This window comes from Cellulosimicrobium sp. JZ28 (assembly GCF_015327065.1).
In the GTDB taxonomy this organism is placed as follows: Bacteria; Actinomycetota; Actinomycetes; order Actinomycetales; family Cellulomonadaceae; genus Cellulosimicrobium; species Cellulosimicrobium funkei.
Genome location: NZ_CP017660.1, coordinates 4,022,709 through 4,043,854, shown reverse-complemented (window position 1 = coordinate 4,043,854; position 21,146 = coordinate 4,022,709). Strand labels below are relative to the sequence as shown.

The 21,146-nt window shown below is 74.5% G+C and carries 18 protein-coding genes; 12 read left to right on the top strand and 6 right to left on the bottom strand.

Translation table 11 applies throughout. From position 1 onward, the window contains the following. Positions 1–49 precede the first annotated feature (49 nt). Positions 50–1,066: a LacI family DNA-binding transcriptional regulator gene (locus BJP59_RS18160; protein WP_194521670.1), complete on the bottom strand. Its 1,017-nt coding sequence runs from the start codon at positions 1,064–1,066 to the stop codon at positions 50–52. Between the two features lie 85 nt (positions 1,067–1,151). On the opposite strand from BJP59_RS18160, the gene BJP59_RS18155 reads away from it, so the two are divergent. Further along, entirely contained in the window at positions 1,152–1,487 is a 336-nt protein-coding gene (locus tag BJP59_RS18155) for a YnfA family protein (RefSeq protein ID WP_194521669.1), read from the top strand. 57 nt (positions 1,488–1,544) lie between these two features. Here the strand turns inward: BJP59_RS18155 and BJP59_RS18150 are convergent, their stop codons facing one another. Then, a complete protein-coding gene (locus BJP59_RS18150) occupies positions 1,545–1,976 on the bottom strand; it encodes a MerR family transcriptional regulator (RefSeq protein WP_021483088.1) in 432 nt (143 codons plus the stop codon). Positions 1,977–2,042: 66 nt separating this feature from the next. On the opposite strand from BJP59_RS18150, the gene BJP59_RS18145 reads away from it, so the two are divergent. The 5 genes from BJP59_RS18145 to BJP59_RS18125 all read left to right on the top strand — a co-directional run bounded on the left by BJP59_RS18145 (position 2,043) and on the right by BJP59_RS18125 (position 6,218). Further along, positions 2,043–3,284 (top strand): MFS transporter, encoded by a 1,242-nt coding sequence (locus tag BJP59_RS18145; protein WP_194521668.1) that lies wholly within the window; start codon positions 2,043–2,045, stop codon positions 3,282–3,284. Positions 3,285–3,369: 85 nt separating this feature from the next. After that, a complete protein-coding gene (locus tag BJP59_RS18140; protein WP_194521667.1) occupies positions 3,370–4,509 on the top strand; it encodes an RDD family protein in 1,140 nt (379 codons plus the stop codon). A 232-nt stretch (positions 4,510–4,741) separates the two neighbouring features. After that, positions 4,742–4,975, top strand: coding sequence for a hypothetical protein (locus BJP59_RS18135; protein ID WP_194521666.1), 234 nt, complete (start codon positions 4,742–4,744; stop codon positions 4,973–4,975). 43 nt (positions 4,976–5,018) lie between these two features. Continuing rightward, complete coding sequence (locus BJP59_RS18130) at positions 5,019–5,801, top strand: deoxyribonuclease IV (protein ID WP_194521665.1); 783 nt, start codon at positions 5,019–5,021, stop codon at positions 5,799–5,801. A 3-nt stretch (positions 5,802–5,804) separates the two neighbouring features. Continuing rightward, positions 5,805–6,218, top strand: coding sequence for a VOC family protein (locus BJP59_RS18125; RefSeq protein WP_076403994.1), 414 nt, complete (start codon positions 5,805–5,807; stop codon positions 6,216–6,218). Positions 6,219–6,294: 76 nt separating this feature from the next. On the opposite strand, the gene BJP59_RS18120 is transcribed toward BJP59_RS18125, so the two are convergent. Further along, positions 6,295–6,846, bottom strand: coding sequence for a COG4315 family predicted lipoprotein (locus BJP59_RS18120; RefSeq protein WP_194521664.1), 552 nt, complete (start codon positions 6,844–6,846; stop codon positions 6,295–6,297). A 249-nt stretch (positions 6,847–7,095) separates the two neighbouring features. Here BJP59_RS18120 and BJP59_RS20035 point away from each other — a divergent pair, with 249 nt between their 5' ends. From BJP59_RS20035 to BJP59_RS18100, 5 genes are all read left to right on the top strand, one after another. Continuing rightward, a complete protein-coding gene (locus BJP59_RS20035; RefSeq protein WP_228485167.1) occupies positions 7,096–7,782 on the top strand; it encodes a YceI family protein in 687 nt (228 codons plus the stop codon). 20 nt (positions 7,783–7,802) lie between these two features. Further along, on the top strand, positions 7,803–8,309 hold the full coding sequence (locus BJP59_RS20030; protein WP_269467723.1) for a sigma-70 family RNA polymerase sigma factor: 507 nt from the start codon (positions 7,803–7,805) through the stop codon (positions 8,307–8,309). Beyond that, positions 8,306–9,025: an anti-sigma factor family protein gene (locus BJP59_RS18110; RefSeq protein ID WP_194521663.1), complete on the top strand. Its 720-nt coding sequence runs from the start codon at positions 8,306–8,308 to the stop codon at positions 9,023–9,025. The genes BJP59_RS20030 and BJP59_RS18110 overlap by 4 nt, the downstream gene beginning before the upstream one ends. A 186-nt stretch (positions 9,026–9,211) precedes the next feature. Next, on the top strand, positions 9,212–10,330 hold the full coding sequence (locus BJP59_RS18105; protein ID WP_194521662.1) for a glycosyltransferase family 2 protein: 1,119 nt from the start codon (positions 9,212–9,214) through the stop codon (positions 10,328–10,330). Between the two features lie 91 nt (positions 10,331–10,421). Continuing rightward, positions 10,422–10,586: a hypothetical protein gene (locus BJP59_RS18100; protein WP_158097153.1), complete on the top strand. Its 165-nt coding sequence runs from the start codon at positions 10,422–10,424 to the stop codon at positions 10,584–10,586. A 72-nt stretch (positions 10,587–10,658) separates the two neighbouring features. On the opposite strand, the gene BJP59_RS18095 is transcribed toward BJP59_RS18100, so the two are convergent. Next, positions 10,659–15,947: a DUF7507 domain-containing protein gene (locus tag BJP59_RS18095; protein WP_194521661.1), complete on the bottom strand. Its 5,289-nt coding sequence runs from the start codon at positions 15,945–15,947 to the stop codon at positions 10,659–10,661. Then, positions 15,866–18,241: a DUF11 domain-containing protein gene (locus BJP59_RS18090; RefSeq protein WP_194521660.1), complete on the bottom strand. Its 2,376-nt coding sequence runs from the start codon at positions 18,239–18,241 to the stop codon at positions 15,866–15,868. Before BJP59_RS18090 ends, BJP59_RS18095 begins: the two co-directional genes overlap by 82 nt. A gap of 390 nt (positions 18,242–18,631) precedes the next feature. On the opposite strand from BJP59_RS18090, the gene BJP59_RS18085 reads away from it, so the two are divergent. Beyond that, positions 18,632–20,365 (top strand): helix-turn-helix transcriptional regulator, encoded by a 1,734-nt coding sequence (locus BJP59_RS18085; RefSeq protein ID WP_194521659.1) that lies wholly within the window; start codon positions 18,632–18,634, stop codon positions 20,363–20,365. Here the strand turns inward: BJP59_RS18085 and BJP59_RS18080 are convergent. Beyond that, a complete protein-coding gene (locus BJP59_RS18080) occupies positions 20,281–21,099 on the bottom strand; it encodes a MerR family transcriptional regulator (protein WP_076404001.1) in 819 nt (272 codons plus the stop codon). The genes BJP59_RS18085 and BJP59_RS18080 overlap by 85 nt on opposite strands. Positions 21,100–21,146 lie beyond the last annotated feature (47 nt).

Sequence of the window (21,146 nt, the reverse complement as noted above, 5' to 3'; positions counted from 1 at the left end):
GGCGCGCGGGGTGTCACGCGCGCGACATCGGGCGCTCCGGGGCGCGGGGTCAGGCGCGCGGCGGCGCGGCGCTCTCCCGGACGACGAGCGTGGGCCGGGTCGCGCTGTCCTGCGGCGGCTCGCCCGTCTCGACCCAGCGCGCCAGCATCCCGAAGGTGCGCCGTCCGAGGTCGACGAAGTCCTGGGCGACCGTCGTCAGCGGCGGGCTCCACATGCGCGCGAACGGCTGGTCGTCGAACCCGACCACGCTGACGTCCTCCGGGACGCGACGCCCGCGCTCGGCCAGCGCCCGCATGACGCCGATCGCCAGCTCGTCGTTGCCGCACAGGACCGCGGTGACGTCGGGGTCGTCGGCCAGCCGCAGCCCCGCCTCGTAGCCGGAGTCGGGGTCGTAGCTCGCCTGGACCACGTCCGGCCGCTCGACCCCGGCCGCCTCGAGCGCGCGCCGCCACCCCCAGCTGCGCCCGCTGCGCGGCCGGGTCGCGGGGATCGCGACGTGGTGCACGGTGCGGTGCCCCAGGCCCAGGAGGTAGCGCGTCGCCTCCTCGCCGCCCGCCTGGTCGTCGAGGAACGCGTGCGGTCGCGGCCCCTGCCGGCGTCGCGCACCCGCGGCCGCCACGACGGGCAGCGCCTCCGGCAGCGCCTCGAGCGTGCGCACGCCGAGCGAGTCGAACTCGACCACGATCGCCCCGGCGAGCGACTGCGACAGGACGAGGTCGACCGCGCGGCCCAGGTCGCGAGGCGCCTCCGACTCCACGACGGCGATCGAGACGACGTAGCCCGCGGCGCGCGCCGCCTCCTCGATCCCCTGGAGCGTGGCGGCATAGCCGTAGCGCAGCGTGTTGCGCGCGAGCACCGCGACCGTCGACCTCCGCCCGCTGACGAGCGTCTGCGCAGCGGCGTTGGGGCGGTAGCCGAGCTGCGAGACGGCGGCCTGCACCTTGTCCCGCAGCCTCGGGCTCACCGGGGTCCGTCCGGTGAGGACGCGCGACACCGTCGAGACGCTCACCCCGGCGAGCTCAGCCACGTCGGAGAGCACGGGCGGCTGGTGTCTGGGAGTCGTCACCCCGGAAGGCTACGCCGAATCCCGACCTACGTTTGCACGAGGAGACACCGCCACGGCGCACGCACTCCCCCCTACGCTGGCGCGCATGGACCTCGCGCGCTCGATCCCGCTGTTCGTGCTCGCCGCGCTGCTCGAGATCGGCGGGGCGTGGCTCGTGTGGCAGGGGCTCCGCGAGCACCGGGGCTGGCTGTGGATCGGGGCGGGCGTCGTCGCGCTCGGGCTCTACGGCGTCGTCGCGACGCTCCAGCCGGATGCGAACTTCGGGCGCATCCTCGCCGCGTACGGCGGGGTGTACGTCGCCGGCTCGCTCGCGTGGGGCATGGTCGTGGACGGCTTCCGCCCGGACCGCTGGGACGTGGCCGGCGCGCTGCTGTGCCTCGCCGGCGTCGCCGTCATCATGTACGCCCCACGCCCCGAGTGACCGAGTCCACCCGTCCACGCCCCTGCCCATCCCCCGCCGAGCACGACGTCGCCGTCGCTATCCGGCGGACGACGACAGCAACGTCGTGCTCGACGAGGCGCTCCCGGCGACGCGGTCCTCCGGGCGCTGGGCGAACGGGCGGATGCGGTCGAGATAGTCGGCGATCGCCTCGCGGTTCTTCTCGAGGATGCGGATGCGGTCCTCCAGGCGCGCGAGCTCGGTCTCGAGGAGCGCGATCTTGTCCGGGTAGGCGTTGTGCAGGTGGATCTCCGGCGCGTTGCCGAGGCACGGCAGGAACTCCTTGATGATCTTCGTCGTGAACCCCACCTCGAGGAGCCCGCGGATCTGCAGCACGCGGTCGACGAGGTGCTCGCCGTACTCGCGGTAGCCGTTCTCTGCCCGCTCGGGCGTGAACAGGCCCTGCTCCTCGTAGTACCGCAGGAGTCGCGTCGGGGTCCCGGTGCGCCGGGACAGCTCGCCGATCCGCACGTGATCCACCTCACCGGGTCGTGTCGCTTGACCTTCACATCAATGTCAGACATCGATGCTAACCCCATGTCCACGACGAGCACACCCACCACCGGTCCCACGGCCGCCGCCGGCCCGGGCCCCACCTCGGCCGAAGCCCCGGCGGCCCCGGTGATCCGCAGCCCCGGCGCCCTGCCCGTCGGCGCGCTCCTCGCGCTCGCGGCGTCGGGGTTCCTCACGCTCCTCACCGAGAACCTCCCCGCGGGCGTGCTGCCCGCCATGGCCGCCGACCTCGGCGTCGGGGCGGGCGCGGCCGGGCAGACCGTCACCGCGTTCGCCGTCGGGGCGATCGTCGCCGCGATCCCGCTCACGCGCGCCACCGCGCGGTGGGACCGCCGCACGCTGCTCCTCGTGGCGGTCGCGGGGTTCGTCGTCGCGAACACCGTCACCGCGGTGTCGTCGTCGTTCGCGCTGACGCTCGTCGCGCGCTTCGCCGCGGGGCTCGTCGCCGGGCTGACGTGGGCGCTCCTGCCCGGGTACGTGCGTCGGATCGTGCCGGCGGACCGCGTCGGCCGCGCGATGACGATCGCCATGGCAGGCGGCCCGCTCGCCCTGACGCTCGGCGTCCCCGCCGGGGCCGTGCTGGGCGCCGCCGTCGGGTGGCGCTGGACGTTCGGCGTCCTCTCCGTCGTCGGGGTCGCGCTGCTCGCCTGGATCCGGCTCGGCGTCCCCGGCGCGGCGGGCACCCCGCGCGGCGCGCAGCTCGCGATCCGCGCCGTCCTCCCCCGCCCCGGCCTGCGGCCGGTGCTGCTCGTCGCCGGGCTCAACGTGCTCGCCAACACGTCCCTGTACACGTACGTCGCGGTCCACCTCGCGCACCTCGGCCAGGGCTCGCGTACCAGCGCGCTGCTGCTCGCCCTCGGCGCCGCGTCCGCCGGGGCGCTCGTGCTCGTCGGGGCGCTCATCGACCACCGCCTGCGCGCCCTCACCCTCGGGTCGGTCGTCGTCTTCGGCCTCGCGATGCTCGTGCTCGGCCTCGCCCCGACGTCGACCGTCGTCGTCGTGCTCGCCGTCGCCGCCTGGGGTGCCGCGTTCGGCGGCGCCGGGACGCTCTACACGACCGCCGCCGCCCGGGCCGCGGGCGACGGCGCCGACGTCGCGCAGTCCGCCCTCGTCACCGTGTGGAACACGTCCGTCGCGCTCGGCGGTGCCGTCGGCGGCGCGGCGCTCGCCGCCGCGGGACCGGGCGGCCTCCCGTGGGTCTCTCTCGCGCTCATGGTCCCGGTGCTCGCGACGGTCGCCCTGGGTCGGCGGCACTCCTTCCGCTGAGACGGCCGCCGAGCACGAGGTCGCTCCGGGTCGAGCACGGCGGGAGGGTGTGGTCACCGAGGTCGCACTGTGCCAGGATGCGCGCGTGGCCATCGACGCCCCGCCCGGCAGGGGGCCGACGCACGCCGTCGGAGCCGGAGACCTCGACGACACGCTGCCGGAGCTCGAACCCGCGCACGGCCCCTACGCGAGCTGGTCTCGCCGGGTCGTCGCGTCGCTGCTCGACACCGCGATCACCGCGACGGTGCTGTTCCTCGCCGTCGGGCCGGCCTACGAGGTCGCGTGGATCCCGACGATCAGCTTCGGCGTGAGCACGGAGGCACCGGTGCCCGGCGGGGCGTGGTGGGCCGTCGGCACCACGGCCGCGCTCCTCGCCCTCCAGGCCTGGACCGGCGCGACGCCCGGCAAGCGGACGGTGGGGATCGTCGTCGTGCACGACGCCACGGGTCGCCCCGCGGGCCTCGTGCGCACGGTCCTGCGGAGCGTGGCGCACATCCTCGACGCGCTGCTCTACATCGGCTTCCTCCGCCCCCTGTGGAACGCGGAGCGCCGCACGTTCGCCGACTCGCTGTGCAGCACCGTCGTGCTCCGGCGCGTCCGACCGCCCGTCCCGTTCCTCGGCCCGGGCACCGGTCTCGGCGGCCCGACGCCGTCGCGCGTCGTGACCGGCGCGGCGACGGTCCTCGCGGCGGGCAGCGCCGTCTTCATGCTTGGGCCCGCCACGTCCACCACCGGCGACCCGGAGATGCAGTCGTGCACGCCCGAGGTGGCCGCCGGGTCTCCGCTGACGGTCAGCAACATCGACGTGTCCGGCTGGTCGGAGGAGGGCACCGTGACCCGCTGGGGCGTGACCCGCACGGACCCGCTCCCCGCCTGGGCCGGCGAGGAGGCGGGCCTCGAGGCGGCGTTCACCGTCGACGTCGCCCCGGGGACGACGCTCGACGGGCCGCTGGACGGCGCGCTCGTCCTGCGCCTCACGACGTGGCAGGGCGACGAGCTGGGCGAGTTCCGGTCGTCCTTCCGCGTGGAGCAGACGCCGGATGACGGGCCAGCGTGGGAGTCGGTCGAGCCCACGTCGCCGGGCTCCGGCCTCGACGCGGTCCACGTGCCGGCGGGGACGGTCGACCTCCTGCCGGCGGCCTGGCGCTGGGAGGCCTCGGTGGTGGTCGACGGCGAAGAGGGACCGCAGACCATCGCCACCTGCGGAGCCCGCGCCCCCTCCTGACCCGGCCCCCCGCTGCCGTCGAGCACGGGGTCGGCGACCGGGATCGGGCTCGGGCGGTCGGGAACCCCGTGCTCGACGGCCGGGTGGGACCGCAACATCGCCGAAACGTCCAGGACGACCGGGGGAAACGTCGCGGTCGCACGATGAGGGGGCGCCGGGCGGCGAGCCCGGCGCACCAGCATCGTCCCGACCCTCCGCCGCCCCGCGCGACGGAGTCCCCGAGGAGGCTCCCGTGCCGGACAACCGCCCGCTCTTCTCCGCACCGTCCGCCCCGACGACCACGACGGCGCACCGCGCGGCCGACCACGGCGCCGCGCCCGACCTCAACGTCCACGGCGAGCCGCGCCGCCGGGCGAACCCGGGCGACGAGCTCACGGTCGACCCGACCGACCGCCGGCGGCGCGCCCGCGCGGCGCTGCTCGACCTGCGCCGTGACGTCATCCGGAGGAGCTCGACCGGCTGGTGACGAGCGGCCGCGCGCGTGGGCGGCGCCGCGTAGGTTGGTCCCCATGCGGATCGGAGCCCACCTCGACCAGTCGGACGTCATCGCGCAGGCAGCGAGCATCGGCGCGGACGTCGCCCAGATCTTCCTCGGCGACCCCCAGTCCTGGAAGGGACCGGAGTTCACGTTCCCGGGCGGCGCGGAGGCCCTGAAGGACGCCGCCGCGGCGGCAGACCTCGAGCTCGTCGTGCACGCGCCGTACGTCATCAACGTCGCGAGCCCCAACAACCGCATCCGCATCCCGAGCCGCAAGCTGCTCCAGCTGATCGTGGACGGCGCGGCGGCGGTCGGTGCGACGGGCGTCGTGGTCCACGGCGGGCACGTCACCGCGAAGGAGGACCCGGCGAAGGGCTTCGACAACTGGCGCAAGGCGATCGACGCCCTCCAGACGGACGTCACCATCTACATCGAGAACACCGCCGGCGGCGACTTCTCGATGGCCCGCCGCCTCGACCGCATCGAGGGCCTGTGGGCGGCCGTGCAGCAGGCCGACGGCGCCGGGAACGTCGGGTTCTGCCTCGACACGTGCCACGCGTGGGCGGGCGGCATCGACCTCACGACGGCGGTCGACGACGTGCGTGCGATCACCGGCCGCGTCGACCTCGTGCACCTCAACAACAGCCGCGACACCGCGGGCTCCGGCGCGGACCGCCACGCCGGCCTCACGGCCGGGACGATCGACCCGGAGCTCCTGCTCGGGGTCGCGCGCGCGGCGGGCACGTCGGTCGTCTGCGAGACGCACGCCGACGTCCCGGCCGACGTCGCGTGGCTGCGCGAGCAGGTCGGCTGAGCCGTGGGAGACCCGCGCCCGCTGCGGCTCCGCAACGTCACCGTCGACGCGCGCGACCCGCGCGCGCTCGCGGAGTTCTACCGGCGCCTGACCGGCTGGGCGTACACGCCGGGCCACGAGGTCGCCGACCCGGCGGGCGACGACTGGCTCTCGCTCCAGGTCCCGGGCGGCGCGTCCCGCCTCGCGTTCCAGCGCTCCGACGCCGAGGTACGACCCTGGCCCGGCGGGGCGCGCGTGCACGTCGACCTCGACGTCCCCGACCTCGACGCGGCGCACGAGCACGCGCTCGCCTGCGGCGCGCGCCCGCTCACGGGCACGCCGGAGGACGAGGGCCACCCCGACGACCTGTTCCGCGTCTACGCGGACCCGGAGGGCCACCCGTTCTGCCTGAGCTCGCCCCCGCTCGACCACCCGTGAGCGGCCGGTGCAGGGCCGCCCGGCGCGAGGCCGGTCCCCGCAGGACCAGCCCGCGCGCGACCGGTCGGCGCACCGGTCAGTAGCCCGACCCGGCGGCGGGGGCCGCGTCCATGATCTCGGTTCCGTCGGGCGCCACGACGTGCCAGACGCCGTTCACGCCCTGGCCCGTGACGTCGCCAGGGCCGGTGTCGGCCGCGTACGTGTAGACCGGGCGGCCGTCGACGGTGACCTGGAGCTCGCCGTCGACCCCGGTGATGGTGCCGACCTCGCCCGTCACGCCGTCGACCTCGGGGTCCGCGCTCGCCGCGTGGACGGCGGGCCACGCGGCGGCGCACTCGCCCTCGCACGCGCTCGTGCCCGAGCCCTTCGTGTCCTTGTCGTAGTAGTAGACGGTCATGCCCTGGCCGTCGACCACGACGGTCCCGAGCGAGGAGTCCGCCGTGCCGAGCACGACGTCCGACGAGCCGCCGCCCGCCGAGCCCTCGGAGGCCGAGCCCGACGGGCTGGAGCCACCGCCCCCGTGCAGTCCGCCTCCCCCGCCGGAGCACCCGGCGAGGGTGGCGGCGAGCAGGGCGGTGACGGCCCAGGTGGTGGCGGCCGGGACACCGGTGGTCAGGGTGCGTCGCATGTCGACTCCTCGGAAGGACGGTCGGGGTCGCGAGCACGGCCCCTACTCTCACGACGGCGCGGCGCGTCACGAGGTTCACCGGCCTGCCCGCGCGTCGGCCCGCACGCCGCACGCCCGTCCGGCGGCCCTTCCGACTGTCGGACGCCCACCGCCCGGCCGCGTAGCGTCGAGGGGCCCGGGTGAACCGATCGGGCCGCTGCCTCGTCTCCCAGGTGACGGAGTCGCAGAGGATGATCGGAAGGGGCAGACGTGCGCAGGAGGACGAAGGTGCTCGTGGGGGTCGGGGTCGGTGTCGTGGTGCTCGGCGGTGCGGCCGTCGCGTTCGGCCCGAGCCTGTACGCGGACTGGTCCAACCGCGCGGCGGCCGAGGAGCCGACGCTCGACGCGCCGTCGGGCGACGGCGCCGCGCTCGACCCGGCGGACCTGGCCGGTGCGTGGACGGTCGGGGACGGCTCGTACGCGGGGTATCGCGTGCACGAGGTGCTGCAGGGCGAGGACGTCACGGTGACCGGCCGGACCGAGGAGGTCACGGGGTCGTTCACCGTCGCGGACGGCGCGCTCACCGCGGCGACGATCGAGGTCGACATGGCGAGCGTCGCGACCGACGAGCCGCCGCGCGACGCGTACTTCCGGGGCGACGCGCTCGAGGTCGGGACGTACCCGACCGCGACGTTCGAGCTGACGAGCCCCGTGGACCTGCCGACCGGGTCGGGCGCCGTCGAGCTCGCGGGCGACCTGACGATCCACGGCGTGACCCAGGCCGTGACGGTCGAGGCTCAGGTCGGCCCGACCACCGACGGCGTCCAGGTCGTCGGGAGCGTGCCGATCACGTTCTCCGACTTCGACGTGGAGGCACCGAGCCTCGGGTTCGTCACGGTCGACGACGCGGGCAGCGTCGAGTTCGGCCTCGACCTCGTGCGGTCGGCCGGGTCGTGACCGACGGGGAGGTGCCGCGCGTGCGCGCCGACGCCGACGACCTGCTGCGGGCGGTCCACGCCGCGCACGGGCCGGCGCTGGAGCGCTACGTCGCGCGCCTCACCGACGACCCGGCGCAGGCGCAGGACGTGGTGCAGGAGACGTTGCTGCGCGCGTGGCGCCACCCCGAGGTGCTGGAGCGGCCGGAGGGTTCGGTGCGTGCGTGGCTCTTCACGGTGGCGCGCAACCTCGTCGTCGACGAGCTGCGCAGCGCGCACCACCGCCGCGAGCTCGCGAGCGCCGACGTGCCCGACCGCGGCGAGGCCGACGCGACCCAGGCCGTGCTCGACGCGTGGCTCGTCGCGGACGCGCTGGTCTCGCTCTCGCCCGAGCACCGGGCGGTCGTCGTCGACGCGTACTACCACGGGCGCTCCGTGGCCGAGATGGCGTCGGCGCACGGCGTCCCGCCCGGGACGGTGAAGTCCCGCATGCACTACGCGCTCCGCGCGCTGAGGCTCGCGCTGCAGGAGAAGGGAGTCTCGTCATGACCGCTACCCCGGACCCGTACCGCGAGTGGGACGCCGCCTACGTGCTGGGCGCGCTCAGCCCGCGCGACCGGCGCGCGTTCGAGCAGCACCTCGCGACGTGCGCGGCGTGCCGCGAGGCCGTCGCGGAGCTCGCGGGCATGCCGGGCATCCTCGGCATGCTCACGGCCGAGCACGCGGACGCGCTCGTGGACGACGCGCGCACCGACGTCCCGGCCGAGGCGTCCGGCGGGGCGGGGGGCGCCGTCGTGCCCCTCGCGGTGGTGGCCGCGAGCGCCCGGCGGCGCCGCACCCGACGGCGGTCGCTCCTGTCCGTGGCGGCAGTGGGTCTGGTCGTCGCGGGCGCCGCGGGCGGCGCGGCGGTGACGCGGTCCGACGACGTCCCGCCCCCCGCGACGTCCGGCACGACCCAGGTCGCGCTCGAGCCGGTCGGCGGCGCGGACGTGCGCGCTGAGCTCACGCTCACGCCGGCCTCGTGGGGCACGCGCCTCGACTGGTCGTGCTCGTACCCGGCCGGGGTCTGGGAGGACGGCGCGACGTACGAGCTCGTGCTCGTGGACGACGACGGCACGCGCTCGGTCGTGGCGACGTGGTCCTCGACGGAGGCGGGGAGCTCGTCGGGCCTGGGCGCGTCGTCGGCGGTGCCGGTGGACGGGATCGCCCGGCTCGAGCTCGGGGTCGTGGGGGTGGACGGCGCGCTCGCGGCCGCCGACGTCTGACCGCGTCCGCGCCGCGAGGGCGGCGCGAGGGCGGCGCGAACCTCAGGAATTCCTCTGATTGAACTATCAATCAGATTTCCGGAACGCTGAGCCAGACCTCGCCGACCGCTGCGCCACCCCCGGGGGAACGCTGAGGCGACCGCCCGAGGCTCCTTGTCGACAGCACTCGTCGACCTGGAGCTTCCGGTGAACACCACTGCCCCGCACACCCCCCGCCACCGCGCCGAGGCGGCCGCCCGTCCCGCGGACGGGCCCGCCGTGCGCGTCGTCGTCGTCATCCCCGCCCACGACGAGGAGCAGGCGCTCCCCGCCACCGTCGCCTCGCTCGCGGCCCAGACGCGCCGCCCCGACCGGGTGCTCGTCGTCTCGGACAACAGCACGGACGCGACCGTCGCGGTCGCCCGCGCCGCCGGCGCGGACGTCATGGAGACCGTGGGCAACACGGCCCGCAAGGCTGGCGCGCTCAACCAGGCGATCGCGACCACGACGGAGGACGTCGTCATGGTCCTCGACGCGGACACGACGATCGCCCCCACGTTCGTCGAGGAAGGGCTCGCCGTCCTCGCCTCGGCGCCCGAGGTCGCCGCGGTCGGCGGCGTGTTCCGCGGTCGGCCGCCGCAGGGCTACCTGCAGCACTGCCAGGCCAACGAGTACACGCGCTACGGCGTGCAGGTGGACCTCACCGGCCGCACGGCCGTGCTCACCGGGACCGCCGCGCTCGTGCGCCGCACCGCGCTCCAGGAGGTGGCCGACGCCCGCGGCTCGGTCCTCCCCGGCGAGCGCGGCGACGTGTACGACCGGCACGCGATCACCGAGGACTCCGAGCTCACCCTCGCGCTGCGCACGCTCGGCCACGAGCTGCGCTCCCCCGTCACCATGAGCTGCACGACCGAGCTCATGCCGACGGCCGGCGACCTGCACCGGCAGCGCGTCCGCTGGTACAAGGGGATGCTCGACAACCTCGCCGAGTACGGGCTCACGCGCACCACGTGGCGCTACGTCGGCCAGCAGGTGATGCTCGCCGTCGGCACGCTCATGATGGCGGCCTACCTGCTCCTCACGGTCGTCACCCTCGTGACGGGGACCTTCACGTTGTCCCCGCTGTGGGCGGCCGTCGGGCTCGTCTTCCTCGCGGAGCGCCTCGTCACCGTCTGGGGCGCCGGGCGGCGCGCCCGGCTGCTGGCCGCGCTCGTGCTGCCGGAGCTCCTCTACGACCTCGCCCTGCAGCGCGCGTTCCTGCACGCCGCAGCGCTGTTCGTCACGCGGCGCCAGACGACGTGGAACCACGTCGCCGCCACCGCCTGACCCTCACCCCTCCCCTCGCCGACCCGCCCCGTCGCGCACGCGACCGGGACGTCCTCGGCATGCCCTCACCCGTCCCGGAAGGACAGCAGCCATGTACAACTCGACCCTCGCCCAGACCGCCCCCGTCCTCGCCGTCACCGGTGTCGCGACCGCGTTCCACGTCGTCGCGGCCTGGACGCTCCTCGTCGCGGGCCTCGCGCTCGTCACGACGGCGCGCGTCCTGCGCCGTCGGGCCGCCGCCCGCGCGCAGCGCTGAGAGACGGCCGACGAACAGCCCTGCCCACGACCGGTGGGGACGGTCGTGGGCAGGGCCTTCCTCGTCGCGCCGTCAGCCCACGGCGTTCCGACGCCGGGCCGCAGCCACGGCCAGGAGGCCGAGGAGCAGCAGGAGCGCTGCCCCGCCGGCGACCCACGCCAGGGTCGCGCCGGTCGTGGCCAGCGACCCGCCGGGCTTGCCCGGCGTGCCCGGGTCGCCCGGCCGGTCAGGCGTCGCGCACGCCTGGGCGGCGTCGGTCAACCCGTTGTGGCCGATCCCGGCGGTGTTGGCGAACCCGCCGCTGCCGTCGGAGCCCGGCTCGGGGCAGGTGAACGTCGTGTCGTCCACCTGCTCCGTGTCGAGGGTCGCGACGACCTCCACCCGGTAGGTGTGGGTGGCCCCCGCGGCGAGGCTCACGCCGGTCGCCACGACGTTGGCCGGGTCGCCCGGCGCGCCCTGGCCCGTCCACGAGCCCGACGGCGTGACGCCGTCGGGCGCCGAGGTGACCGTCGCGCTGCGGACCTCGATGCCGGCGCCGTAGCGCAGGCGGTCGGTGAGGTCGTAGACCCCGGCGGCGGCGCCGTCGTTCGTGGCGGTGACGGTGTAGGCCACCGTCCACGACCCGTCGGGACCCTTGACCGGCGCGCCGTCCGTCGACTTGGTGATGTCGACGGAGGGCACGGGGGCGCAGTCGGTGTCGGTCTGCGTCCCGCCCGTCTCGTCCGTGAGCGTCGCCGCGTTGTTCAGCCCCTGCTCGGTGAGGTTGCCCCCGGGAGCCGCGGTGCACGCGGGCGAGCCCGTGCCGTCGTCCTCCACGTCCGTGAAGTGCAGCGGCACGCCGGCGACCACGGTGACGCGGTAGACGTGCGGGGCGTACCCCTCGTCGTCCAGGCCGCCGATCACGACGTCGGTCGCGATCCGCCGGTCGGTGTCGCCGTCGAACCCGTCGTTCAGGGTGACGCCGTCCGGACCGGTCACCGCGACCGAGTCGACGGTGATGACCGGGGCGAAGAGCAGCTCGTCGTCCAGGTCGTAGGTCGTGGCCTCCCCGCCGACGTTGCCGACGGTGAGGTCGTAGACGACCTCCCACGTCCCGTCGCCGGTCGGTCGAGCGGAGACCAGCGCCTTGTCGAGGGTGGGCTTGCCCGGACGCACGCACTCCTCGTCCTGCCCAGGGATGCCGTTCCAGTCCACGGCCGCGACGTTGTTCAGCCCGCCGGGCACCGTGCCACCGTCCGTGGTGCACACGTCCGTGTCCGGGATCTCGACGTCGGACAGGTCCGCCGCGTACCGCACCGTGACCGTGTAGGTGTGCACGACCGGGCCCGTGCCGGCACCCGCGATGGGCTGACCGGTCACGATCCGGACGTCCTCGAGGCCGTCGAAGCCCTCGTTGACGCCCACAGACTCCGGCGCGTCGGTGACGACACCCTGGACACCGACGACCGTCACGCCCTCGCCCGGCGCGAGCGTGTCGTCCAGGTCGTAGACCCCGGCACCCGGGCCCCGGTTGGTCACCGTGACCTCGTACACCACGTCGTACACGCCGTCCTCGCCCTCGACCGGCGTCACCGCACCCGAGAGGGACTTGGTGATGTCGAGGAGCGGGAGGGTGGCGCACACGTCGTCGTCCTGCGTCTCGCCGTTGTGCGTCAGCGTGCCGGCGTTGGCGAGACCACCGGTCTCGCCGGACCCCGGCTCGGGGCACGCGAGCGTGTCCGGCGTGACCGTCGCGGCATCGAGCGAGACCACGACCTGCACCTGATAGGTGTGCGTGGCACCGGCCTCCAGCGTGGCCGCCGTGGCGACCACGTTCTCCTCCGAGCCCGCCTCGCCCTGGCCGGTCCAGCCCGCGTTCGGCTCGACACCGTCCGGCGCCGTGGCCACCGTCGCCGACTCGACGACGATGCCCTCGCCGTACTGCAGCCGGTCGACCACGTCGTAGTCGCCTGCAGCCTGGCCCGTGTTGGTGGCCACCAGGTCGTACGTGATGGTCCACGTCCCGTCGCCGTTGCCCGTCGGGCCCGCCGAGATCGACTTGTCGAACTCGATCAGCGGCAGCGAGGCGCACACCTCGTCCTCGACCACGATCCCGTTGTGGTCCAGGCTCGTCGAGTTCGCCAGACCACCGTTCTCACCGCTGCCCGGGGGCGGGCACTGCAGGTCCACCGGGTCGATCGTGACCTCGTCCATCTGGACGGTGACCTCGACCCGGTACGTGTGCGTGCCCCCCGCGGCCAGCTCGATCCCCGAGGCCACGAGGTTCGCCGGGTCCGCGTCCTCGGCGCCCAGGCCCGTCCAGTCGGGATTCGTCTCCACCCCGTCCGGAGCCGTGGTCACAGCCGCGTCGAGGATCTCGATCCCGTCGCCGTAGTGCAGGCGGTCGAACACGTCGTACTCGCCCGCCGCACCACCGACGTTCTCGGCCACGACGTCGTAGACGATCGTCCACGTCCCGTCACCGTTCGGCGTCGGGCCGGCAGAGATGGTCTTGTCGACGGTGATCGCCGAGATCGTCACGCACGCCTCGTCCGAGTCGGGGATGCCGTTGTGGTCGATCCCCGCGGAGTTGGACAGACCGCCGTCCTCCCCCGTCCCGGGCGCGGCGCAGTCGGTGACCGCGGGAGCACCCTCCGTGCCCTCGGCCAGCGCGATGACGACCTGCACCTGGTACGTGTGCGACTCGCCCGCAGGCAGGTTCACACCCGTGGCGATGACGTTCTCCGGCGCGCCCTCGGCGCCCAGGCCGGTCCACGTCGGGGACGGGGCCACACCGTCCGGCGCCGAGACGACGGCCCCGGACACCACGGTGATGTCGCCGTCGGCCGTCATGCGGTCCGTGACGTCGTACGCGCCGTCGGCCGCGCCGGAGTTCGTCGCGACGACGTCGTACGTCACCGTCCACGTCCCGTCACCGTTCGGCGTCGGGCCCGAGGAGACCGTCTTGGCCACGTCGACGAGCGGCAGGGTGGCGCACACGTCGTCTCCCCGGGTCTCGCCGTTGTGCGTGAGCTCGGTGGCGTTCGCCAGCCCGCCGTTCTCGCCCGAGCCGGGCTCCGGGCACTGCAGCGCCTCCGGGGTCACGACCTCCCGGTCGAGCGAGACGACGACCTGCACCTGGTACGTGTGCGTCGCGCCCGCGTCCAGCGTGACGCCCGCCGCGACCAGGTTGTCGGCCGAACCGGCCGCTCCTTGACCGGTCCAGCCTGTCTCGGGCTCGACACCGTCAGGTGCCGAGGTGATGGCGGCCGACTCCACGACGACGCCCTCGCCGTACAGCAGCCGGTCGACCACGTCGTAGTCACCGGCGGCCTGCCCGGTGTTGGCGGCGACCAGGTCGTAGGTGATCGTCCACGTCCCGTCGCCGTTCGGCGTCGGACCCGCCGAGATCGACTTCTCGATCCCGATCAGCGGCAGGGACGCGCACGCGCCGTCCTCGGCCACGATCCCGTTGTGGTCGAGGCTCGCCGAGTTCGCCAGACCACCGTCCGCACCCGACCCGGGCGGCGGGCACTGCAGGTCTGCCGGGTCGATCGTGGCCTCGTCCATCTGGACCGTGACCTCGACCTGGTAGGTGTGCGACGCGCCCGCGGCGAGCTCGACGCCGGACGCCACGAGGTTCTCCGGGTCGGCGTTCTCCGCACCCAGGCCGGTCCACCCCGCGTTCGTCTCGACCCCGTCCGGGGCCGCGGTGACCGCGGCGTCGACGATCTCGATGCCGTCGCCGTAGTGCAGGCGGTCGAACACGTCGTACTCGCCCGACTCGCCGCCGACGTTCTCCGCCACGACGTCGTAGACGATCGTCCAGGTCCCGTCGCCGTTCGGTGTCGGGCCCGCGCTGATCGACTTGTCCACGACGACGTACGCGATCGCCACGCACGCCGTCGCGTCGTCGGTCAGGTCGTTGTGCTCGACCGTCGCCGCGTTCGACAGGCCGCCCGGAGAAGCTCCGGGCTCGGCCGAGCACGGCGTGATCACCGGCGCGCCCTCGACGCCCTCGGCGATCCCCAGCACGACCTCGACCTGGTAGGTGTGCGTCCCGCCCGCGGGCAGGACGACGCCGGAGGCGATGACGTTCTCCGGGGCGCCCTCGGCACCCAGGCCCGTCCACGCCGCGTTCGGCGTCACACCGTCCGGGGCGGTGACGACGGCGCCCGAGCGGACCTCGAGGTCACCGTCGGCCGTCATCCGGTCCGTCACCTCGTAGGTGCCGTCCGCAGCGCCCGCGTTCGTCGCGACGACGTCGTAGGTCACCGTCCACGTCCCGTCACCGTTCGGCGTCGGGCCGGCGGAGACCGTCTTCGCGATGTCGATCGACGGGATCGGCGCGCACGCCTGGTCCTCCTCCGTCTCGCCCTCCGGGCCGGTCAGCCCGGAGGTGTTGTTGAACCCCTGGTCCGCGTCCGACCCCTCGGCGGGGCAGGCGGTCGGGGCGTCGGCGCCGGAGCCGGCACCGTCGAGCTGCAGCGGCACGTCGGCGAGGACGGTGACGCGGTAGACGTGCGGGGCGTAGCCCTCGTCGTCGTTCCCGGCCAGCGGTACGTCTGCCGCGACCAGGGTGTTTCCCTGGCCGTCCCAGGCCGGGTCGGCGAGGACGACGCCGTCGGGCGCCTGCGTCACCGTCGCGGAGACGATCGTCGCCTGGTCCGTGAAGTGCAGCGCGTCCGTCAGGGAGTAGGTGGTCGACGGGGTCTGCGTGTTCGACACGACGACCTCGTACACGACCTCCCAGCGACCGCCGCCGACCGGGGTGGCCGAGACCACCTCCTTGGTGTGCGTCGGCGTACCGACGACGACGAACCCGGCCGGGTCGCAGTTGATCGTGGGCTCGACGCCCGAGTCCGCCGGCACGTCCGCGTCCGCGCACGCCGTGTTCACGACGGAGTCGGCGACGGGCTCGGTGAGCTCGATCTCGAACTCGTGGCTCTCGGTCGCTCCCGGGGCGAGGGACTCGATCGTGAACGACCCGAGCTCCGGCTGCAGGTCGTCGGAGACCGCGACGTTCGTCAGCGTCCCCTGACCCGTGTTCTCCACGACGATCCGGTAGCGGACCGTGTCGCCGACGCGGAACCGCGGGTAGTCCAGCGGGTCGTTCGCGTCGCGCCACTCGCCGTCGGCGTCCTGCACGTACTTCTTCAGCGACGCCGAGTAGTAGTTCGCGATCGAGGTCGACGCCGACGTGCGCATGACGAGGCGCGTGTTCTCGGCACGGCCCTGCGCGCGGTTCACGAGGACGTCGCCCCCGACCATGCCGTCGGTCACGACCGGGACGTCGAGCGTCAGCTCGCCCCGCGCCGGGAGGGCGCCGGTGATGACGCGCACCGCGGTGGCGTCGGGGGTGTACGTGGTGCTCCACCCCACGGTGTTGCCGGTGGTGCTGCCCGCCGAGCCGTTCGTGGCGTCGGCCGGGTCGTCGGTGAGCGTCGCCGGGTCGGCGGTCGTGTAGTAGACGGTCCCCCGACCGAGGAGGTCACCGGGCCGTCGAGCCGGTACGAGCCCGAGAACGCGGTCCCGCGGCCGTCACCCACGTACGGGAGGATGTCGATCACGTCGACGAACTCCTGCGGGAGGGGATCCTCGGAGCGCACCAGCACGGTCCACGAGCCCACGCCCGCGCCGTCGCCCGCGAGGTTGGGGATGAACGCCTGGTCCGCCGTCTTGATGATCCGCGTCAGCCCGGACTCGTTGACCACGACCGTCGCGGTCGCGGAGTCCGACTGCACGCCCTCGGCCGAGGCGGTGACGGTGTTGACCAGCCGCTCACCGCCGGCGACGTCGTCGGGGTACGTCACCTGGTAGGACAGCGACTGCGGAGTGTTCGTGGGCACCCCGTCGAGGGTCCACGTGAGGACCTGCTGACCGGAGCCGTTCGTCGTAGCGACCGGTTCAGGGCTCGACGAGCCCGGGACGTACGTCGTGCCGAGCGGCAGCGTGTCCACGAGCTGGTAGTCGTCCACGGTGGGCGCGACCGCGCCCGTCCCGTTCGCGGCGTAGCTCAGCGTGTAGGTCGCCTGCCCGCCCGGGTCGACCGTCGTCGGGAGCACCGACTTCGCCACGTCCGGCGTGACACCGATGACTCGCACGATGTCTCGGCCGCCCACCGCGTACGGGTAGCGCGCGTCCGGCGTCAGCGTCGCGGACGGTCCGGCGTCGGACGGTGAGGTCGACCGCGCCGCGTTCACCCAGGCGTTCGTGGCCGACGAGGGGTTGATGTACGACCCCCAGGTCCACACGTCCTGGCCGACCTGGGCGCTGGGCAGGAGCCGCTGCGTCGCCTGCAGGACGAGATCGCGCTGCCAGCGTGCCGCCGTCATGGAGTACGTGGCGCGGACCGCCTTGACGGTCGACAGGTCCGCGGGGCGGGTCGTGGTCCACCCCGTGGTCCCCTCGCACGTGAACGCGTTCGGGTCGTAGGACGCGCTCGCGGGATTCACCAGCGCCGAGGTCCCGACGTAGTAGGCGACGGGCAAGCCGGCGGGCTCACCGGTCGTCCCGTTGTCGAAGCGCGTGAGGGCACCCGTGAACTCCACGTACCGCGTGTCCAGCACCAGGCAGAGACCACCCTGCGTGGAGTTCTGGTTCTGGACGTTCGGGTAGAGCACGCGCACTGCCGAGCCGAGCTCCGACTCCGGGGCGACGCGGTAGGTGTCGGACCACACGGTCGCGTTCGAGCCCGTGTAGCCGGGCTGCCACGCGTGCGACCAGACGCCCGTCGTCCAGTTCTTCGCCGTGGTGTTGTTCGCGGGGTCGTCGTTGGCCGTCTGCCCGTCGACCGCGGTGTAGGTCGGCGCACTGGACGTGACCGAGATCTGCCCTGCGCCCGCCGTCGTGACGACCCGCAGCTGGATCTGCCCGGACGCGACCGCGACGCGGTCCGTCGGCAGCGGGTTCCCGGCCGAGTCCGTCGTCGGCACCTGCGCGTGGCTGTAGTCGATCCCGGCCAGCGTCAGCGTGTACGACGTCGAGCTGTTGCGCGTGAGCGTGCAGGACCCGACCGACGGCGCCACCTGGCTCGCGTCGTGCGTCCCGCCCGACCACGGGTGGCCGGTCGCCGCCCCGCTCGTGAACGCCGAGCACGCCTGCGGCCCGACCTGCGTGACCGCGCCGAGGCTGTTGGACACCGTGAGGTTGTAGGAGACGGGGTCCTGGCCCGCGGGGCTGTTCGTCCCGTGGAACAGCGTCCAGTTGAACAGGAAGTCGCGGGAGGTGTCGTTTCGCGTGCTCCCGGAGACGCTCTCCACCCAGTGGATGTCCTGGACGAACCCGTTCTGCACGGGCAGCTCGGGCAGCGACGTCTGCTGGTCGGCGATCGTCGCGCCCGCGCTCACGGTCTCTCCGGTCACGGCCGTCACGCGCATCGGCGTCGTCAGCGAGAACGCCGTGCCCTCGGTCTGCGTCCCGACGTTGCAGACGAGCGTGGAACCGTCCTCGGAGACGCTCGACGCGGGGTCCACGCCGTCCACGAGGCACGCGGGCGGGAGCGCGTCGAACACCGCGCCCTGCGCCGTGATCGTCACCGTGACGTTCTCCACCGGCGCGTTGCCGGGGGCCGCCGCGTCGTCGTTGAGGTTGAACCACCACTCCGCCGAGACCGCGTCACCGGTCTCGAGCGTCGCGGGCGTGGAGTCGGCCCAGGACCCCTCGAGCTCGTACACGGTCGCCGCCGTCGCGGGCAGCGCCGCGGCCGTGAGCCCCGCGCCTCCCAGGACCAGGGCCGTGACGCCACCGATCAGGCGACGTGCACGCGCTCCTCGCCACCACGAACCGGTGCGGGCGTGCCGGGCGCCGCGGGGTGCCGCGTGCCTGGCGGGTCGCCCGCCTGCCGCGGCCGCGGCGTCTCGCTCGAAACCTTGCATGGGGTCCCCTTCGTCGTGCGCACGCGCCCCTCGCGTGCACGGTCGTCACCCCATAGGACCCGGGCCACCGAGGCCCATGACGAGCGTGACCTGGGAAATCACCTGTCCCATCACCAGTTCCGTGAAGGAATTCACCCGGCGCCGCGAGACGCGCTTGCAGAACCTGGCACGTCCGTCAGGATCACGGCTATGACAGGCGCCAGAGATGTCCCGTGGAGCAGCGAGGAGATCCTCCGGGCGCTCGACGCGGGCGACCTCGACGGCGTGGAGACCGCGTTCGACGTGCTCTGGTACGAGCTCCCCGACCGCTTCGCGCGCGAGCTCCTGACAGCGCTCGCACGCGTCCCTCCCGAGGTGCTCGACCGCCGCCCGCGCCTCGCGCACCTCGTGCTCCTCGCCCAGAGACGCCGCGACCACCAACGCGACGACGAGCGCAGCATGTCGCGCCTGCTGCGGCACTACTCCCGGGCAGGCCTCCGCCACAGCAGGCGGCTCAACGCGTTCACCCGCCTGCACGACGTCCTCTCGGCCGGCACCGCGGCCGTCGTGGGCCTGCGGCACCGCCGCGACCACGACGCCTCGATGCGGATCGGCACGTGGGTCGAGCAGCGCACGACGCTCCTCATGGCGGGAGGCCCGCTGCCCTGGACAGCGGGGCGCCCGGACGCGCGGCCGGGCTGGCTGAGCGCGCAGCGCGGGATCACCGCGATGTTGTCCGGCGCGACCGACCCGGCGATCCAGCACCTGCGTCGCGCGGCCGACGAGGCCGGGGACGAACCGCGCGGCCACTTCGCCCGCGTGAGCGCGGCGTCGAACCTCGCGCTCCTGTCCGCCTACCGGGGGCACCACGATCTCGCGCGCGAACAGCTCGCCGTGGTCCGCGACGCCGCACCCTTCCCCTCGTGGATCGCGGGGGCACACGTGCGCGGCGCAGCGCTCGCGCGGGCGCACCTCGCGATCCACGAGGGCGACCCGGTGACGGCGCAGAGGATCCTCGAGACCATGGACCCGACCTCCCCTGCCGTGGGCGAGCTGTGGCCGTTCCTGGCGTCCGCGCGCGCGAGCCACGCCGCCTTCTACGGCGACCCCCTCCATGGCCTGCGGGAGCTGGACGAGGTGCGTCTCGTGCACGGGACGGTCGACCCCGACCCGGGGTCGTTCGTCGGGCGGCTGCTCCTGCGGGCCGAGGCGAAGCTGCTCCTGCGCGCCGGCGGCGCGGGCCGCGTGCTGCACCTGGCCCACGGGTCCGAGGAGGACACGACCGAGTGGCTGGCGAACCACCACGCCTGGGCGCACCTGTCGGTGGGCGAGCACTACGAGGCGATCGGCCTCGCCTCGTCCGCCATCCACCAGGCGTCCCTGTCACCGACCGACGCGCTCGACCTCCACGTCGTCCTCGCGGTCGCGCACCTCCGCGCCGGGCGCGAGGACCGCGCGCGGAGCTGGTTCCAGAAGGCCCTGCGGCTGCGGTCGTCTCCCGAGCACGCCGCCCCGTTCCTCGCGCTCGAGCCGGACGAGCGGCGCACGCTCGCCGAGCTCGCGGACACCGCGGACGTGCTGCCCCGGGGTGCCGTCGAGGCGCGCAACACGCCCCCGGTCACGCTCGCGAGCCGGCTCTCCCCGCGCGAGAGGAAGGTGCTGCGCTCGCTCAGCGAGGGCTTCACGGCGGAGCAGACGGCGGCGCGGTTCAACGTGTCGGTGAACACCATCCGCACCCAGATCCGCACGCTGTACCGCAAGCTCGGCGTGTCGAGCCGCCGCGAGGCGATCGCGATCGCGCAGGAGGCCGGGATCCTCGCCGCGGCCCGGGGGGAGGCCGTCGGGCGGTCGGAGCGACGCTACGCCCCGGGTCGGCGAGCCGCGACGGGCACGGCGACCTCCATCACCGGGCCGGGACCGCCTGCCTCCCAGGTCGGCAGGTAGACCTCCCGGTCGTCCCCCGCGGGCACACCGCCCGCGAGCGCCCGCCCGGACGCCAGGTAGTCGTGCACGAGGACCAGACGCTCCTGGTCGCGGGCCTCCGCGGCCGTGAGCGCGACGTACGCCTCCTCGTGCGCGTCGTCCGTCGTGAGGGCGAAGCCCGACGGCGGCCGCACGGGCGCGGGGACGGGCACCCGGAGCGTGAGGCGGGCGGCGTACCCCTCGGTCGCGCGCTCGTGGAGCTCGACGTAGGGGTGGCCGGCGAGGGGCACGTCGGCGACGCGCAGCACGGCGAAGACCGCTCCGGTCGCCTCGGGCAGCACGGACGGCAGCTCGGCGAGCGTCGCGCGGCGCTCCGTCCCGAGCACGAGCCGCTCCGGCACGTGCCGTCGGTGCACCACGACGTCCAGCCGTGGCGCGCCGACGAGCGCGGACCGGACGTACTCCGCCGCCGTCAGCGACGCCGCGAGCGCCGAGCGGCGGTCGCTCCACACGGCGTCGAACGCGGGGACCGGGTCGGGGGCGGCGAGCACGTCGCCCACCTCGGCGAGCGACAGGCCGACGCCCCGCAGGAGCCGGACGAGGCGGGCGCGCTCCACCTGGCCGCCGTCGAGCAGCCGCGGCCCGTCCGCGGAGGTGCGGCGCGCGTCGAGGAGCCCGCGGTCGACGTACATCCGGACGGCCTTCTCGCTCAGCCCCGTCGCGCGCGCCACCTGACCCGTCGTGTACTCGTCCATGCCCGCGACGCTAGGGCCTTCCCCTGGGGCAGCCGCAAGAGGTCGGC